The organism is Pedobacter sp. 01N416 (genome assembly GCF_056399685.1).
Map to the genome: position 1 here is coordinate 1 of NZ_JBFTRT010000152.1, position 17,672 is coordinate 17,672.

General features: G+C 43.4%; 15 protein-coding genes. 5 read left to right on the forward strand and 10 right to left on the reverse strand.

The annotated features are described in order from the left end of the window. The 4 genes from xrtY to pepE form a co-directional block, all read left to right on the forward strand. Positions 1-508, forward strand: a 508-nt coding sequence (gene xrtY / locus AC1DND_RS10360) for an exosortase Y (RefSeq protein ID WP_477581390.1), incomplete at its 5' end; no start/stop codon positions are given. Beyond that, a complete protein-coding gene (locus tag AC1DND_RS10365; RefSeq protein WP_477581392.1) occupies positions 492-1,073 on the forward strand; it encodes a WcaF family extracellular polysaccharide biosynthesis acetyltransferase in 582 nt (193 codons plus the stop codon). The genes xrtY and AC1DND_RS10365, both read left to right, overlap by 17 nt. 214 nt (positions 1,074-1,287) lie before the next feature. Beyond that, positions 1,288-1,683: a hypothetical protein gene (locus tag AC1DND_RS10370; RefSeq protein ID WP_477581394.1), complete on the forward strand. Its 396-nt coding sequence runs from the start codon at positions 1,288-1,290 to the stop codon at positions 1,681-1,683. A gap of 174 nt (positions 1,684-1,857) precedes the next feature. After that, a complete protein-coding gene (pepE, locus tag AC1DND_RS10375; RefSeq protein ID WP_477581396.1) occupies positions 1,858-2,553 on the forward strand; it encodes a dipeptidase PepE in 696 nt (231 codons plus the stop codon). A 381-nt stretch (positions 2,554-2,934) separates the two neighbouring features. Here pepE and AC1DND_RS10380 read toward each other — a convergent pair whose 3' ends face one another. The 5 genes from AC1DND_RS10380 to AC1DND_RS10400 form a co-directional block, all read right to left on the reverse strand. Next, positions 2,935-4,899, reverse strand: a complete 1,965-nt coding sequence (locus AC1DND_RS10380) for a right-handed parallel beta-helix repeat-containing protein (protein ID WP_477581397.1) — start codon at positions 4,897-4,899, stop codon at positions 2,935-2,937. A gap of 95 nt (positions 4,900-4,994) precedes the next feature. After that, entirely contained in the window at positions 4,995-6,842 is a 1,848-nt protein-coding gene (locus tag AC1DND_RS10385) for a right-handed parallel beta-helix repeat-containing protein (protein WP_477581399.1), read from the reverse strand. A gap of 6 nt (positions 6,843-6,848) precedes the next feature. After that, positions 6,849-7,670: a sugar phosphate isomerase/epimerase gene (locus AC1DND_RS10390; protein WP_477581401.1), complete on the reverse strand. Its 822-nt coding sequence runs from the start codon at positions 7,668-7,670 to the stop codon at positions 6,849-6,851. Between the two features lie 4 nt (positions 7,671-7,674). Continuing rightward, entirely contained in the window at positions 7,675-8,502 is an 828-nt protein-coding gene (locus AC1DND_RS10395; protein ID WP_477581414.1) for a phytanoyl-CoA dioxygenase family protein, read from the reverse strand. Continuing rightward, entirely contained in the window at positions 8,486-9,769 is a 1,284-nt protein-coding gene (locus tag AC1DND_RS10400) for a sugar porter family MFS transporter (RefSeq protein WP_477581403.1), read from the reverse strand. The genes AC1DND_RS10395 and AC1DND_RS10400 overlap by 17 nt, the downstream gene beginning before the upstream one ends. Before the next feature lie 150 nt (positions 9,770-9,919). On the opposite strand from AC1DND_RS10400, the gene AC1DND_RS10405 reads away from it, so the two are divergent. Then, complete coding sequence (locus AC1DND_RS10405) at positions 9,920-10,768, forward strand: AraC family transcriptional regulator (RefSeq protein WP_477581405.1); 849 nt, start codon at positions 9,920-9,922, stop codon at positions 10,766-10,768. A 256-nt stretch (positions 10,769-11,024) separates the two neighbouring features. Here the strand turns inward: AC1DND_RS10405 and AC1DND_RS10410 are convergent, their stop codons facing one another. From AC1DND_RS10410 to AC1DND_RS10430, 5 genes are all read right to left on the reverse strand, one after another. Continuing rightward, entirely contained in the window at positions 11,025-12,299 is a 1,275-nt protein-coding gene (locus AC1DND_RS10410) for an MFS transporter (RefSeq protein WP_477581406.1), read from the reverse strand. A gap of 426 nt (positions 12,300-12,725) precedes the next feature. Then, the gene (locus AC1DND_RS10415; RefSeq protein ID WP_477581407.1) at positions 12,726-14,888 is read right to left on the reverse strand and encodes an FN3 associated domain-containing protein; all 2,163 of its coding nucleotides are present in this window, start codon (positions 14,886-14,888) and stop codon (positions 12,726-12,728) included. Beyond that, on the reverse strand, positions 14,888-15,913 hold the full coding sequence (locus AC1DND_RS10420) for an NHL repeat-containing protein (protein ID WP_477581409.1): 1,026 nt from the start codon (positions 15,911-15,913) through the stop codon (positions 14,888-14,890). Before AC1DND_RS10420 ends, AC1DND_RS10415 begins: the two co-directional genes overlap by 1 nt. 9 nt (positions 15,914-15,922) lie before the next feature. Next, positions 15,923-17,374 (reverse strand): DUF1501 domain-containing protein, encoded by a 1,452-nt coding sequence (locus AC1DND_RS10425; protein WP_477581411.1) that lies wholly within the window; start codon positions 17,372-17,374, stop codon positions 15,923-15,925. A gap of 3 nt (positions 17,375-17,377) precedes the next feature. Next, positions 17,378-17,672: hypothetical protein (locus tag AC1DND_RS10430; protein ID WP_477581412.1), on the reverse strand; the 295-nt coding region annotated here is incomplete at its 5' end.

The following is a 17,672-nucleotide window of genomic DNA, read 5'->3' on the forward strand; positions in this document are numbered from 1 at the left end:
GGGTAATCTGTTTATGAATAGTGTGATGACACCTGGTTCAAGATTTTATAATGCTTATATTGCTGATCACTTTGATTATATTCAAGGCTTAAAAACAGCATTAATTGTACCTGCGGTACGGATTATTAAGGCTTTTGGCTTTTATGCCATTCATAATGAAATGGACGTTATGGTAGTATCCGGGCCTTATCTTCGCGTGAATTATTCCTGCCTTGGACTTGGCGTAATGAGTTTTTTGGCCGCTTTTGTATTGGCATTCCCTGCATCATGGAAATCGACTTTTAAAATGCTGGTGATCGGTTTTATTGCCATCTACGTGCTGAATGTATTGCGTATTGCAGGTTTGGGCGTATTACTGGGCTTCTTTAAATCGCAACGGAACAATTTTACCTATCACCACGAAATTTTTAATATCATTGTGTACATCTGCATTTTCGCAATGTTATATTTTTGGATCAAAAAAAGCAATAAATTAGTTAAAAATCAAACCATTGCCAACAACAAATAAAGAGGAAAATTTGCTAAAAACACAGCTACACAAGAATTTTGATACTGGTAATTTTAAGGTTGGTGCTTCCATCCTCAAGCAGATTTTGTGGTACTTTACCAATGTCATCTTTTTTAAGAGCCGTTTGATGCCAGTCAGTTCGGTACTGGTTGCTTTGTTACGGTTATTTGGTAGCAGGATTGGCATGGAAGTACGGATAAAACCGGGCATTCACATTAAATATCCATGGAAACTGGAAATTGGCGATTATAGCTGGCTCGCTGATTGTTATATAGACAATTTGGATCAGGTAAAAATTGGAAAAAACTGCTGTATTTCGCAACAGGCTGTTCTCATTACCGGAAATCATAATTATAGCCGCACAAATTTCGACTTAATGACTGGCCCCATTGTGCTGGAAGATGGCGCTTGGATTGGTGCTGCAGCTACAGTTGGTCCTGGTGTAACGCTACATAGTCATGCTGTTTTAACAATGGGAAGTGTGGCGAACAAAAACTTAATGCCTTACAGCATTTACCAAGGCAACCCAGCGGTAAAGGTTAAAGACCGTGTAATGAAAGCGTAATACAAAATTCAGATTAAAATATAAAGCGGATTGCCAAACTGGTGTGACCCCAAAAGTTGGACAAAAACTTTTGGGGTTTATCATTTAACTATTTATTGACAAATATCAATGGTTAAGATTTCTTTAACAATCAAAATTATCTTATTTAAAAAATTATGAGGACATTTGCATTGTCTATTCATAAAACCTATTTAAGTTGGTAAATTTTAAATTAATGAAGAATAAGTACTCCTTATCTTCTAACCTTATTTTAATTACTTTTTTAATCGGGATTGTAAATCTATTTTTTTACAATTATGAGAGTACGCAGGAGTTGGTTATTTTTATATCAATACTCATCACGCGCTATCTGCTTTTTATCCTGATCAAACGCAGGTTCAAATGGAGCAAGTACTTATTGGTGCTCATTATTATAAGAAGCATATACCGCCTATATGTTGTAATGGGCGATGTAGATATTAATCCGGTAACCAAGATAAACCTCTATTTACAGGCCTTTATTTCCATACTGGTTTTTGCTATCCTGGTTATTTTCCCAAAGTTAAAAGAATGGATAAATGAGCGGAGGAGATATCTTTCTGCAGCCAGGGTGTCTAACGCCCAGCCTTAGTTTTTATCTGAAAGGCATAAAGAAAATATGCTTTAAAGGAAAAACCGACCTTCATTTCTAAAAAAACGTTCAGTTTGCCGTTTCTCATTAACTAGAAAATGGCCGATCTTTCCACTGGCTCTACATAACAATTATTTCAACGAAAAACGGTATAATTGCCAAAAAGCAAATAAAATGAATGTTATCCTGGCCTCTACTTCTACGCTGTTTGGCGGTAATTATCTGGAATACCTAAAAGATGAGCTCATTACGCTCTTTGCCGGAATAGATGAAATTATATTTATCCCTTATGCAAGGCCAGGAGGCATTTCGCATGAAGAATATACTGCCAAAGCCYGAAATTTTTTCTTACCGCTAAATATCAGCGTTAAAGGCCTGCACGAATTTAACAACCCCATTGAGGCGATCCATGCAGCCAAAGGTTTTTTTACCGGGGGAGGCAATACTTTTCTGCTGGTAAAAACACTTCATGAGCTGGGACTGATGAAGCATCTAAGTGAAAACATCAAACTTGGTAAAGCTTATTTAGGCTGTAGTGCCGGAAGCAATATTGCTGGCATAAATATGAAAACCACCAATGATATGCCTATTGTGTATCCGCCCTCTTTTGATTGCATGGAACTAGTTCCTTTTAACCTTAATCCCCATTACCTCGACCCAAATCCGGAGTTGAAGCATAATGGAGAAACAAGAGAAACCAGGATCATGGAATTTCTAACGCAGAATAACATAAAGGTAGTAGGGCTGCGCGAAGGTAACTGGATCAGGATACTAGGTGATGGGATCACTACACAGGGAATTGAATATACCAGGATCTTTGAGGCGGRCAAATCCCCTTATGAGCTGAGTCCGGGTAGTTCGTTAATATAACCAATGTTAAAGCCTAAAATTCTCAGGTAGAACACATATACATTAAGTAAAATGAATAAAAATTAACATAAAGTTAGTAAAACGAATTATAATTTTTTGCCGTTCTCTCATTGGCTTTATCTGCCGATCTTCGGTTCTTTCACCTTCTCAAGCCTGCCACGGAAGCTGTCTGCCTTCCACCGTATTATTCCATTTGTAAGAATTAATATAGTTACCGAGAATATTAAAAAAAAGAAAACACAAAAAAATAAGCAGATGAATATCTTAAGATCTATTCATCTGCTTATTTGTAGGCTATTTTAACATTTTAAGCGCCCTCGTTTTTTGTTTTGGAAAGCCCACCTTTAAAACCTCAACAACCTGCTATATATGCAAACGCAGCTACCAGACCCTTATCCGCTGCGTTCCACTTTTTATTATCTCAAACGGACCAGGCGACGGATTGAGCACGTTTCGTTTCCGGTTGAAATAGTCCATCTCAATCTTTAGTGGAGAGCCATCTGGATTCTCAAAAGGTAAACCAGGGACAATGGCCTTACCCAACAATTGGCTTGTTACCAATTTCCTTTTCTGTTTGATCAGCCAGTTTTTATCCAGCGCTATTTCAAGGTACATTTTTTCTTTTTCAGTTGTTAACTTTGTAGTGGCATCAAAATTTTCATCCACCAAAAAATCCGTTTCCACGGCATCCTTGTCCGGCACATTTTTAAGCTTTTCTTTCGCTGCTGCACTAATTTCTCCAAAGCTTCTTTTTTTATTACCAGAGATCGCCCTTATGGCCCCCTTCACATAAACATTTCCGGTAAAGCTTACCGGCAATATTGCTTTTTTGTATTCCGAAGCATCGCCACCGTTCACAAATAAATTGTTGATGAACTGGCAACCTCCCCCGGCATTGTCATGTAGCCCTGCCATAAAGGTCGAATGCGGCTTAAGATAAGGGGTGAGCCTGTTGTCGTAAGAAACTACGTTCATCTTGCCTCCAAATATATTGTGTACAAATGCGGCGCCGCTGGAGTTCATCAGCAAACTGGTTTTGGAAAGTAACACATTGTTACTGACCAGCATAGGCCCATGATCGACCTCTAAAAAAACATCCAAACCGTTATCATGCATCAGGTTGTTTTTTACTTGCACCCCCTGTGCCATCCAGTCGAGCCAAACGCCCATATTAGTGCGATAGATATGGTTGTTACGGATCTGCACGTCAACAGCCCCATGAAATTTAATACCGGCCATTTCATAACCACCGAATAACCTTCTCACGTGAATATCGTGAATAGTGTTGCCTTCAACAACGCTAAATGCACAACCCATACTGCCTACCACACCTGTCTGCTCGCAATACGCGATTGTGTTATTGCGAACAATATKCCCGCCAACTGTGCCTTTATTCCAGCCGAATGCCAATGCCCGCTTGATGGTACCTACATACCCCTCCGCCGATTCGGTATTGTTATTATCCCATTTATCCCCGTATTTACCCAGTGCAATACCCACGCATTTTGAATATTGAATGATATTGTTCTCAATGATCCACCCTTTACTCCAATGGGTGCCAACAAGTCCCATTTGCTCGGCTGTAGGTGGCGCCCAATTTGTTGCCGCATGCTGCATGGCGAAACCATGAAGTGTGATGTAATTAATAAATGGTTTATCGGGATAAAAAACCGTCTGCCTCACATTGATCTCAACGGTTTCGTTATTAGGTTCCGCATTTTTAAATTGCGCCCATATGGTTGTTGTGGTTGAATCGACCGTTGCAAACCAGCGTGGGTCTTTTTCGTTTACCGCTTTCATTACGTCATCTTGCGTGCGGGCTTCCATTAACCAGTCCCCATTCAGATACACCGCCCCAGTATGATATTTACTATCTTTGGGAGCCACGTACCAGTCGCCGCGGATCAAATCACTATATGGATTAAATTTTCCGAAAAAACTATTCGGGATCTTTACCATCCAGGTATCATTCCCTGTTTTTTGCCAGCCTTTGATCACTTCCGAACCTTTGATCTCAACCTTCTCTCCTTTGGCTGCCCTGTAAACTATCCGTTCCTGTTCTGAATTGCCACCACGAGGCGGCGTAATCTGTTCGCGATACACACCGGCGTGAACAGTGATTACATCACCCGGCATAGCCACATTTGCCGCTGCAGATATAGTCTTAAAGGGTTTAGCGAGGCTGCCCTCATTGGTATCGCTCCCATTTACCGCTACGTGATACTCCTTGGCCATGGCAACAAATGTTGTCAATACCAATAAAACCATCAGGTTAATTTTTTTAAACATCATCTTATTTTTTTTATAACTCTTTTTTAGTTGCAATGAGATTACTTTAGTTTTCATTGTTTTTGTTTTAGTTCGTTTTTACCACATATTCTTACCGGAATACCGGCTACAGGTCTGCCAACATTAGCTATTGCGTTATGCCAACGAAATCCTTATATAACGGCCCGGCGCCGATCCTGCCATACTTTTATCCATTGCCTTCCGCTTTTTCTTATCACAAACGGCCCCACCCCGGGATCCTTTGCCTTCCTTGCTATACCCAGATAATCGGTATCGAAAAGAAAGGCATTACCGTTAGGATCTTCAAACGACTGGTGTGGAACTACCGCCTTTCCTAGCAATCTGGTGTCGATAAGTCTGGGTTTTATATTTTCTGACCATGAGGTTTTTAAATTAACGCTAAGATACCACATCCCGTTTTTTTCTTCTATTTCAACAGCAGGGCTGTGATCAGGATTCCGCATGGGCTGCTGTTCGTACTTAGAAGACCTGGCGTCCGCTAAATACACGTTACCCTCCATTTTCACAGGCAACGCCGCATTATCGTAAGGCGACAGGTCCGTCCGTCCCAGGAATATATTGTTATAAAACCGTGTATCGCCACAGGGGTTATTGTGAAAACCGGCAATCGAGGTTGAATGTGGTTTCAAAAAAGGCGTTGGGCGCGGATCAAGGTCATTGGTATCCCAAAGTTTCCATGCAATTAAATTGTTTACAAATGCTACGCCCTGCGACAACCTCACCTGGGCCAATTGAGGGGAAAGAAATAAATTGCCATCAACTACCACGGGACCATGGTTAACTTCCAATGAAAAATCCTGTACCCGGTTATTGTGCAGGAAGTTTTTGGTTACCCGCGTTCCCTGCGCYATCCAGTCGAGCCATATTCCTCCTTCTGTATTATATATATGATTATGGCTTATTTCAACATCAATGGGCGCATGTAACTTTATCCCGGCCATTTCATAGCCCCAAAATAGTTTTTGTTCTGCAATGTCATGGATGGAATTTCCGGTAATGGTACTGAAAACTGCCCCCAGACTGCCTGCAATACCGACCTGCCCGCAATCGTGGATCTGATTATTTCTCACCAGATGGCTCCCGATGTGTTCTTTGTTCCACGAATGATCCAATGCCCGCTGGGTGGTTTTAATGAATCCCTCTACCGAGCCAGACTTATTGTCCCATTCATCGCCGTACTTACCAAGGGTAATACCGGCACATTTTGAATAACTGATATCGTTATTTTCAATGACCCAGCCCCGACTCCAGTGCGTACCGATCAGCCCGAACTGTTCGGCAGTAGGAGGCACCCAGGGAGTCGCGGCCTGGCTCATTGTAAAACCTGAAACACCAATATAGTTGATGCCCGGTTTCGAAGGATAAAATACAGTTTGGCGGACATTGATTTCAACCATTTCCTTATTGGGATCTGCATTAAAAAAATCTGCCCAGATAACGGTATTGCTTTCATCAACCTTGCAATACCACGCTGGCGCTTTGATAGTCGCCGAATCCAGCTGTTTTATATCCTTAACTTCTGTTAACGGTTTCCCGTTCAGGTACACTTCACCCGTATGGCACCAGTTTCCTTTTTCAAGCCAGTCGCCATGGATTGTATCGCTGTATGGATTAAATTTTCCGAAAAAATGATTGGGCAGCGTAACTGTCCATTTCGTTGCACTTAGTCTMTTCCAGCTTTTGATGATTTCAGATCCTTTTATTTCAACCTTTTCGCCTTTGGCAGCCCTGTACCAGATCCTTTTCTGATCCGAGCTCCCACCCCGTGGGGGCGCCACCTGCTCGCGGTACACGCCGGCATGAACGGTGATCACACTACCGGGCTGGGCTACATGTGCTGCTGCAGTTATAGTCTTGAATGGTCTTCTCAGGCTTCCATCGTTCCCATCATTCCCATTTACAGCGACATGGTACTGCTGAGCCGAGGCGCCAAAAGCGCTCAGTATAAATAAAACCAATATTTTAATCACATTTCCCATCTTTATCTAATTATAACGCGCCCTCAATACCTGCATCATATAAGCATTTACCGTCCATTGATCAGCAATGGGCTGCCCGGTAAAGGGCAATGGGACCATGTAAGGGAACGGTCCGAACTCCGGCGTGATGCTTAAGATTGCCCCAGGTCCTTCAAGTCTTTTACGCTCTGCTACCTTGTCCCACCAGCTTAAATGCATGTTCAGTGCATACTGCCATTCAGTGGCGCGCGGATCAGGCACCTGCGGCCCTTCCTCATAGCCTACCCTTGCGTGGATATGTGCTGTTCTTTCAATGGCCAGTTGCATCGCATCCTGCTGATTTTCTAACAACGATTCAGCCACGCAGACCCAATGTGATGCATCCAAAGTAATCTGCAGATCAGTTATCCTTTGAAGGTAGTCTTTGGTAATATGTGCAGCAAAAGAGAATTTGTTCCGATGGGTTTCATGATATACTTTAATGCCCGTATCCCCGGTGAATCCACGGGCCGCACCGATCAGCGCACTGTTCTCTTCGAAGCTGAAAAAATCCTTACCGGTCTGGGAATTGATCATAAATGGTTTATAGCCCTTCATTTTCCAGAGCCAATTGTTATAGGCATCATAATGTTTGTGATAGTCTGCCTCACTAGTATCATAATGCTGGACTATCAATAACATATCCTCCCTGGCAGCTGTGTCAAAAATATCATCAATCGCTGAGACTGGCAGATCGCCTGCAATAGCATACTCTACACCATCGTACCCCTGCTGTCTGGCTTGTTTGAAAAATTCAGCCAGCTCGGTATTTTCACTTCCCCAACGCGGGCAAAAAAACTTCAGTTCCATAGGGTTATAGCGATGTTTTAATTTTCAGGGTCTCGGGCCTTAGGTAAGGTCTGTTCACATCAATTGTGCCTTTATAGCCGTAAGGATCCTCGCCCGAAACCATCATAATATCCCTCAGATCGTCTGTCGGATCGAATTTACCGTCCTGGTCCCATGGCAGCATCGATTCGGCGCTCATGTAATGATTGACCAATGCAGTACGGAAACAGTCCTCTGTCTTATTTTTCTGGGAACTATGCAGCGTATATCCGTTAAAGAAAACCACTGAACCACTTTTCACTTCCACAGGGATAATATTTTCCTTTTCAAAACCTGAGACGTCGACGGTATCCACATCTGCATATTCGGCACTAGTATTGGGTACCCTGTCCATGATATAACCAGACATGTTTGATCCCGGAATGATCCATAAACAGCCGTTTTCAAGGCTGGCGTCATCAATGGCAATCCATACGCCTGTCAGTGACCTGTCTCTGGTAGGAATATAATATTCATCCTGGTGCCAGGACTGTCCCGCTTTGCCCGGGGCTTTTACAAACAGCATAGACTGCATGCATTTTACATTGGGGCTTATGATCTTGGTAAGTACATCGGTTATCCTCTGATGAAGAAGATATGATTTGATCACCGTGGATATTTTATGCGGAAAATGTATCGCAATATATTTTTTAAGTATCTCCTCATTTGTCAACTCCCCGGGATCGACCAGTCCATCAACATGGCCGCGGTTCCCCTTGAATATCTCTGCAGTTTCCATTCTCAGCTCATCGATTTCATTCTCAGTCAGTAGTTGCTCTGCAACAAGGTAGCCATATTCAACAGAACAGTGTATTTGAAGTGCCCAGCTGCCGGGTCATTACTGGAAAGGTATAAGTAACCATAAAATCAGCAAGCCATAAGGCGAGGGTGGCGACCGACATTGCGATCCCGCGGACCCGGTTTGGGAAAATTTCAGAAAGATATACCCAGGTAACTGCGCCCAGCGTACATCCGAAGGTCCCTACATATACCACCATGAGCCCGAGTACCACATAATTATCAAAATACCGGAAGTGAAAACAGAGCGAAATAGCCACTAACGACAGTCCCATCAACAAGCTTCCTATCAATAGGAATTTTTTTCTGCCTACCTTATCTACCAGGCCAATGGCGATAAAAGTTGATACCACGTTCACTACACCGATGCCGATGGTCTGCAATAAAGAAGATGTATTGCTCAGACCGGTTTCTTTAAATATAACAGGCGCGTAGTAAAGTATGGAGTTAATTCCTGTTACTTGCTGAAAGACTGCGATCAGTACCCCGATGAACAGTACTGGGCGGTAAGTCCTACTAAACAATACTTTTAAACCAGAATCTTTTTCGCATTTGAAAGTATTTTCAATTTCCGCAATTTCCACATCAGCGGCTACACTGCCCGATATTTTTGTCAATATCACTAATGCTTCTCCTTTGAGCCCTTTTTTGACCAGCCAGCGGGGAGTTTCAGGAACAAACAACAAGGCCACCAGGAATAAAAACGAAGGGATAAGCTGTGAAATAAACATATACCTCCAGTTGTTTTCTCCAAAACCTTCAAAAAAATAATTGGAGAAATAAGCCAGCAATATCCCAAGGACAATAGCTAGCTGGTATAATGCAACCAGCCTGCCGCGCAGTGAGGCAGGTGTGGTTTCTGCAATGTACATTGGCGAAATCATGGCAGCAGCTCCTACCCCCAGTCCGCCGATCAATCGGAACAGGACGAAGAAAGTAAAATTTGATACCAGACCTGCTCCCAGGCCCGAGAGCGCAAACAGCAGTGCGCATGCGATCAGCGTTACACGGCGCCCGTATTTATCTGCAAATAGCCCAGCCGCCATCGCACCTGTAGCGCAGCCGATCAGTATTGAGCTAACCGCCCAGCCCAGCGAATATCCGTCAAGTCCAAAATAAGGCGTAATGTAAGGTATCGCCCCGGAAATAATAGCGGTATCAAATCCAAATAATAGACCACCTAATGCAGCCACCATACTAATAACAATAATAAACCTGGTGTTTATGGTTTCGGTTTTTGGCGCAGCTTGCGCTGACGGTTTTAAAGCAGGTGCTATAGCCATATGAACTGGATCGGTTTGGTTAGGTAAATACTAAGCTAGCTGGTTTTTATTTTGATCCCTTACACTTTCCTATCAAAAAAGTAAACTATCTTATTAAAAAAAAGAAAAAATCATTAAATTGTGATCAAAAACGTAAAATATCGTCAATCCATGAAGCCCTTTATTCAAAAGCTAACTCTCGATGAAACGACTTCGTTTGTGGCCAAAACTTTTAGAACGCCGGATTTTGAGGTGGGCTGGCACCAGCATATCGAATACGAACTGATCTTGTTTACCGAAGGCTCCGGACTAGGTTTTGTTGGCAATCACGTTGGTGAATTTGAAACCGGCGATATTTATTTCCTAGGTAGTAATCTTCCGCATACCTTTCAGAAAAGGGAACAGGGATTGATTACAAGTGCAGTGGTGGTCCAGTTCAGAGATGACTTTTGGGGCACTGAAATATTGAATATACCCGAAAGCCGCTATATCAAGAAGTTATTGGAGAGTTCATTGTTCGGCCTGAAAATCACGGGCAACAGTAAACGCCTGCTTTTTTCACTCATCAGCGAGCTGGAAACCACAATAGGGTTCCAGCGTATCCTGATCCTGGGCAAATGTCTCGACATCATTGCAACAGGTAAAGAGTATATCGAAGTATCAACACAGGACCTAAAACAGCCCAATAATAAAGATAGGGATTGTATCGACCGCATCTTCCAGTTTACCATCGATTCTTTCAGGGAGCCGATCTCGCTTTCCAGAGTGGCTGGTATTGCCTCAATGAGCGTGCCTGCATTCTGTAATTATTTTAAAAAAAGCACAAAAAAAACGTATATCGATTTTCTGAACGAGATCCGGATCGGATATGCCTGTACCTCACTTATGGAAACCAGGAAAACAGTTCTGGAAATATGTTTCGACAGCGGTTACAATACCATGGCCAATTTCCATAAACAGTTTTTAAAGGTAAAACAGACAACGCCATTGCAATACAGAAAATATTTTACTGCGGATTAATCAGCTATTATGAGAACGATACAGCAAAAGAACAGGAAGCCTGGCTTTTAGATCACCGCAAAAAAACATCAGCTCATTACCCGCGCGCAACACACGCTGCGCTACTTTAATACTTAGCAAAAAAACCGCCTCATAGTTGATTTATGAGGCGGCTCCTTTTTTCTGTATATCTGATTTATTTATAAAGACAATTCATTGCAATTAACATTCAAATCGAATGTACGATTATCACTGTTGAACAAGTGTATTCTATCCCTTATACCAATTGTACAGATTTGCTCTTTTTTCGTGAACGCAGGTATAAAACCAGTCCACCGAACGCGACAATCAATATCACAGGGATAATCAGTGTAGCCTGCAGGATTTCTGGGCCTGCAAGATTTTTGGCATTGGCAAGCGCCTGCCCCGATGCTGAACTTTCTGGAGCTTTTAAATAAACGTCAAGCGAGGCACCGGAAGGTAAATGTTTAACGATCAGGTTATCGTAAAAACTCCCCATAAACATCGTATAGATAGAAACCGCAAACATCCCCGCGCCTCCCATTAGATTTAGGCCCAACGCTCCGGATTTAGGGACATTCTCAGCGACAAAACCGATCATAGTTGGCCAGAAATAACAAACGCCTATACCAAAGATAATTGCTGCGAAAAAAACAGAATTCCCGGTAAATGTACCCAGCATGTAAAGTCCCAATGCGGCAAATATTGCAGATAAGAGCAGTACGCCCTGAGGGGCAAGACGGTGAACCACAGGTTCGGCAAAACCCCGGCCAATTACCATAATTCCGGTAGTCAGCGTGAGCAATAAAATGGCATTATCGGTTACATTTTTCAGTAATAAACCTATCCATTGCCCGGTAAATAACTCGGTAATGGCCGTACCGAACATACAGATAAACATAAAGATAAACAATGGAGAAAGTACTGCTTTATACATATCTGAACTGGAGTAACCGGATGATACCCTTTCGGTAACCGGAAAATCCAGCTTTGAAAACAGGTATCCGTAAATCAAAGTCGGAATGATCATCATGGCCACCTGCACCTTCCAGCCCAGTCCGAGCTGAACAAACAGGGTAACCAGCAAGGTACCGATCACAATACCTCCGGGAAACCATAAGTGAAAATGATTTAAGCGGGTAGTTTTATTTTCCGGATATAAAGCAGCTACAAGTGGATTACACGCAGCCTCCACCGTGCCATTGGCAATGCCGATCAATAGCGTTGATAAAAACAGGCTCCAGTAGCCCTGAGCAAAAATGGTCAGCACAATTCCGGCCAGGTGAAAGATAAAAGCCATCACCAGCAAACGTTTCATGCCGATCATATCGACCACAAATCCTCCGACTACAATTGCCAGCGGAAATCCCCAGAAGGCAGCAGCAGTAATGGTACCCAACTGACCGGTAGTCAATTGAAAATCGATGCCGAGCTGGTTCATGATACCGGCACGGATGCCGAAGGAAAGAGAGGTAACCAATAACGCCAGGCAGCTTGCCCAGAATAGTTTGGTGTTTTGAATTTTAAGCATATGTTTAGGTTTATATTTGGTTTAAAATTTGTTTATCTGCGGTTGTTCCGATGCACTTGCTACCCAGCCCTTTGCTTTTTACTTGTAAGATCCTGGTCAGTATCTGCACAAAAGTATTAGTCGCAATTAGTTTTTCATTGTGCATTAGTTATTTAATACGGTAAATTAAATATTTTTTCTAAAAAAACAATCGATTGCTTAGAAATAATAGCTGGAGAGGCCAACGACATCAGTCCGTAGCATACTCCGTTCGCTTTCTAATTCTTATAAATTTCTCTGATTATTCTGAAAAGTTCTTGTAGATGTTGCAGTGGTATATCCGATTCCCCGCCTAAGCTGTGTATTTCAGTGAAAGTTAAAGCGAAATGTGGTGACAGTTTAAATGCGGAACGGGTGGCCGTTTTTCCCGAAATGCCCCGTTCATTCTCAATTCAGAAATATCTCATCTAAAAATAACCAGGCTGGCTGTCCTTTAGCGGGATGCCATTCCGGTAGTTTCTTCAGGTTTTTGGCAATAATCTTTAGATAGGAAATCCGCTGAGGCTTAAACTTGGCTTCAATTTTAATGAGCTCGCGTTCCTCCATTTTTTCTGGCATGTTGGGTCTTACCCTACCCAGTAAATGCAGTTTATCTTTATCCGTCCCGCCCCATATCTCTACTTCGGTAGGCGGGAATATGTAGGGCTGTATCTGCTTCATCGCATGTAAGGTTACCGACTGCATCGTGACCGGCCTTTTAAAGTAAAGCATCGCCTCCATATTATTTTCCCTGAAAGCGATCCACTTGCCCAGGTTGAAATCATAATCTCCTAATTGACCGTCGGTCAGCACCGTTGCTCCCCCGGCCCTGTATTTCTCGTTGGCCGGCAATAAAAAGAAGATGCTGTCTGGCTTATAAGTGCTTCTGTAAAAATTAGCACTCAGCAGATCACTGCCGTACCAGCCTGGCTTGTATGCCCTGGCCTTAACCGTGGTATTCCCGCTAAGGACAATTTCCTTGTTATAAATGGGGGATTTAAGGCTGTCGGGTTCTGTCCCATCTGTAGTATACCTGATTTTAACCCCATTTATCAGGTGCTTCAATTGCAGGGYAATGGCATCTTTAAAAACAGTAACATCCGTATTCAGACGTGGCTTGTTCAATTTAACGGGGTGTTTTCCATCATCTTTAAAGCCCGCAATCACGGTCAGGTTCTTGCTTATTTTTTGTAGCTGAGACACTTCCGCTTCAGTCAGTCCTGTATTCCATAAAGTCAGCTGTTTGAGGCCATTCATGTTTACAACCTGTTTGACAAGATTATAACTCACTCTGGTACCAGAAAGGGACAAAACATTTAAATGTTCTAAAGCTGTTAAATATTTTAATCCTGTTCCGTTGATGTTCGTAAAATTCAGGTTCAGTTTACGCAGGTTTTCAAAGCCAGCGATGATTTTCAGGTCTTCATCGCCCAGGGGCATACCGCTCAGGTTTAATGATACAATCTGTTTTTTAACCTCGCTCAGTTCCTTTAACACTGATGGTTTATAAACACTTTTATTATAGATATTTACCGCCAAGGCCGGCGATTCCTTAGCTAAGGGGTAAATATTTCTGTAGTTATTGTTCAGTTTTTTAACGGTGGTCTCATCTGCTGCTGCAAACCCGAATTTCTCCTCCGGCGCATTGGTCGGGGCTAAAAAGGTGGTCGCCAATGAGCGTAAAGAATCATTTGCAGGTAAATCCATAACCTTCTTCTTCATTTCAGCATTGCTTTTTACCCAAAGTCTCAAAAGCTCCATCTCTTTTTCGCTCAGTTGGGATTTCCCTCTAGGGGGCATATGCTTTTTTTCATCCAATGGCAGATGTATCCGTTCCAGTAGCAAGCTGAGCCCAGGTTTTCCGGGTACAAAGAGCTTTCCCGTTTTCCCGCCTTTAAGAATCGAGCCGGCATTATCCATGATCAGATTGCCTTTCGCCTTTTCGATATTATGGCAGCTGAGGCACTTCTGAGAAAATATGGGCATAACCACATCTTCAAATATTTTTGCCTGCTCCAGCGGAACACTGGCCTTTTCAGCAGGGGTGCTTACCGGTTCCAGCACAAAATTATCTCCATGGGTCAATGCCGCACCATAGTGGCCGGCAAGGATTACAAAGAATATGGTAAGCACAGCTCCAGCCCTTGCCAGCGGCAGTTTATACCAGGCAGAATTCCTGCAGTAATAAATAAGGGTGGTGATGAGGACGATACTTACTCCCGTCCATTTATGCCATTGCAACGTGCTTCCCGAATACGCCTCCTCTTTAGAGAGGAACAGCCCCATGATAACGGTTACCGCTGAAAAAAGAGTACCGGAAAGCAGTAGCCAGGAAGTAAAATCATGGTAGAGTTTTTCTTTGGCATAAGCATCTTTAAAGCGGAAAAACTCCAGCAGCATCGCTAGCAGCAGAATAACGATCGGAAAATGCAGTACCATAGGGTGCATCCTTCCCAGCGGCTGTAACCAATATGGAACTGAAATCCTGTGGCCAAAAACCAGTAAAAAAATAATAAAGGCATTTGCCATGAACAGCATATTCTCTGCAAAACCCTTCAGCGTGATTTTCATTATATGCGTGTGAATTTATATGGATATACTTTTCCCGATGCCCATTGTGCGACATATAGATTTTCATCGTTATCTACGCACACATCGTGCGGGTTCAACAAAATCTTTTCCGCCTGGGCCATAGGCTGCAGCACTCCGTCTTTGTAAACTGGCAGCGTTCCCCCTATATTGGATATTACTTTATTGTTTTTATCCAAAATGGTCATAAAGCCGCTTCCGTCCTTACTTAGGTCAGGCGAGCGCAATACTGCCGCATACAGGTAATCATTTTTTATCACCGGCCTGCAGACGCAGGCCCCTGGAAGCGAGATAATCTCTTTCAGATTACCCTGCAGATCAAAGCGTTTAAAGCAGTTGCGGGTACGGTCTGTAACCAGCAAGCTTGGTGTGCTACTGCGTTTATCGATGCAGACCCCGTGGGCGTTATCAAGGTGTTTGGTTTCAGCTCCCCTGCCCCCGAAATAACTGAGCAATTTACCATCGGCACTATAATGGAACACATACTGCAGGCCATAACCGTCAGCAATAAAAAAATCACCGTTATCAGCTACCGCGGTTTCAGTTGGCACAAATTCTTCTTTCTTTTTATATAGACCAGTTTCCATCGGGCAATCAATGGTCATCAGGATCTTGCCATCCWATGTGGTTTTATAAACCTGGTGCCGGTTGGTATCTGTGATAAAAAGAAACTCCTTACCGTTTTCCTTTGCCAGGGTAAGCCCATGGCCACCGGGAAATTCATGTCCCCAGCTATCTAGCAGTTTCCCTGATTTATTATAAATGAGGATATTGTTTTTAGTCTCGTTGGTCAACAGGATAATTCTTCCCTTGGCATCCTGTACCATTTCATGGCAATCATTTACCGGGTTTTTCAAAGGGTTTAGCTGTCCCCATTTGTTATCCAGCATATAGTGCATATTGTTATGCCCATAAACAGGTCCCTTAGGTTTTGCCAGCAGATCTTTGGCAATAAAGAAACTGGCAGATACTACTGTAGTATGTTTTATAAATTTTCTTCTGTCCATAAACGGGATTTATATTAAAATGTCATTGATTACCTTACCGCTCACATCGGTCAGCCTATAACGGCGGCCCAGATGTTTGAATATCAGTTTCTCGTGGTTTAACCCAAGCTGATGCAGCACGGTTGCCTGAAAATCATGCACGTGTACAGGATCTTTAATGATGTTATAACCGAAGTCGTCAGATTCGCCATGCACGATCCCGGGTTTCACTCCCCCGCCCGCCATCCATATGCTGAAACAGCGCGGATGATGGTCACGCCCGTAATTATCTTTGGTCATCTTGCCCTGGCTATAATTGGTCCTGCCGAATTCACCACCCCAGATCACCAGGGTTTCGTCCAATAGCCCGCGTTGCTTAAGATCGGTGATCAGTGCAGCCGAGGCCTGATCCACATCTTTTGCCTGCGAGGCCATCTCCGAGGGAAGATTTCCATGCTGGTCCCATCCCTGGTGGTACAACTGTACAAAGCGGACGCCGTTTTCACTTAGTTTTCTGGCAAGCAGACAATTGGCCGCGAAGGTTCCCGGCACCAGGCAATCCGAGCCGTAGAGTTTGATGATATCATCCGGTTCTTTAGAAAGGTCGGTAATTTCGGGCACCGCAGTCTGCATCCGGTAAGCCATTTCATATTGCTGTACCTTGGCATTAATCTCTGGATCACCAAATTCCTTATACGACATATCATTCATCTCCGCCAGCTTATCAAGCATTTTTCTGCGTTCAAACCTGTTGAGCCCTTCAGGGTCTTTAAGGTAGAGTACCGGATCTTCTCCACTACTGAAGCGTACCCCCTGATGCGTTGAATCCAAAAACCCGTTTGTCCATAATTTCGAGTAAACCCCTTGCCCGTTACCTTTGCCGCGAGAGAGCAGAACGGTAAAAGCCGGCAGGTTTTTATTTTCGCTGCCAAGCCCATAACTGAGCCAGGCGCCCATACTTGGCCGGTTTCCCTGTTGCGCCCCTGTCTGGAAAAAAGTCAGTGCCGGATCATGGTTTATCGCCTCGGTAAACATGGATTTAATGATACAGATATCATCAACCACCTTTGCTGTATGGGGAAACAGGTCGCTTATCCATGCTCTTGATTCGCCATATTGTTTAAAATCATAGTATGAGCCCACCAGTGGAAAGGACGCCTGATTGGCTGTCATCCCGGTAAGCCGCTGCCCTGCACGGATAGATGCAGGAAGTTCCTGTCCCATCATCTCCCTGAGCTTGGGCTTATAGTCAAAAGACTCGAGCTGCGAGGGCGCCCCGTTCTGGAACAGATAGATTACCCTTTTGGCCTTTGGTGCAAAATCGGGAAGGCCAGCTAAAATATCGCTTTCATCCATGCTGCCCGAAAAGAGATCAGGCATCAGCAGGGAGCCAAGGGCAACGCTTCCAAGCCCTAAGCTTAGCCTGGAGAGAAAACGGCGCCTGTTAAAGTTAAGACCATGTTCTAAAATATCCTTTTCCATATATCAGGTTTTTGTAATGGTTTCCTCTAAATTATAAATGGTGGTAATCACCTCCATCATTGCAGCCAGTGAGACCTTGTTGATGTTTTTAGGAAGTGGGTACTCGCCCACAGTCAATACTTTTTCTGCATCTTTCCCACCTTTAAATATTTTTTGTTGATCTGCATAATAAGAGCTGAGCAGTTTTATCTCCTTTTCATTTGGAATCCGGCATACAATCAACCGGAATGCCTTCTTGATTTTATCCTCAGTAGTGTTCTTTTCCTGTAGGAGTCTCGCTGCAAGAACGCGTGAAGCC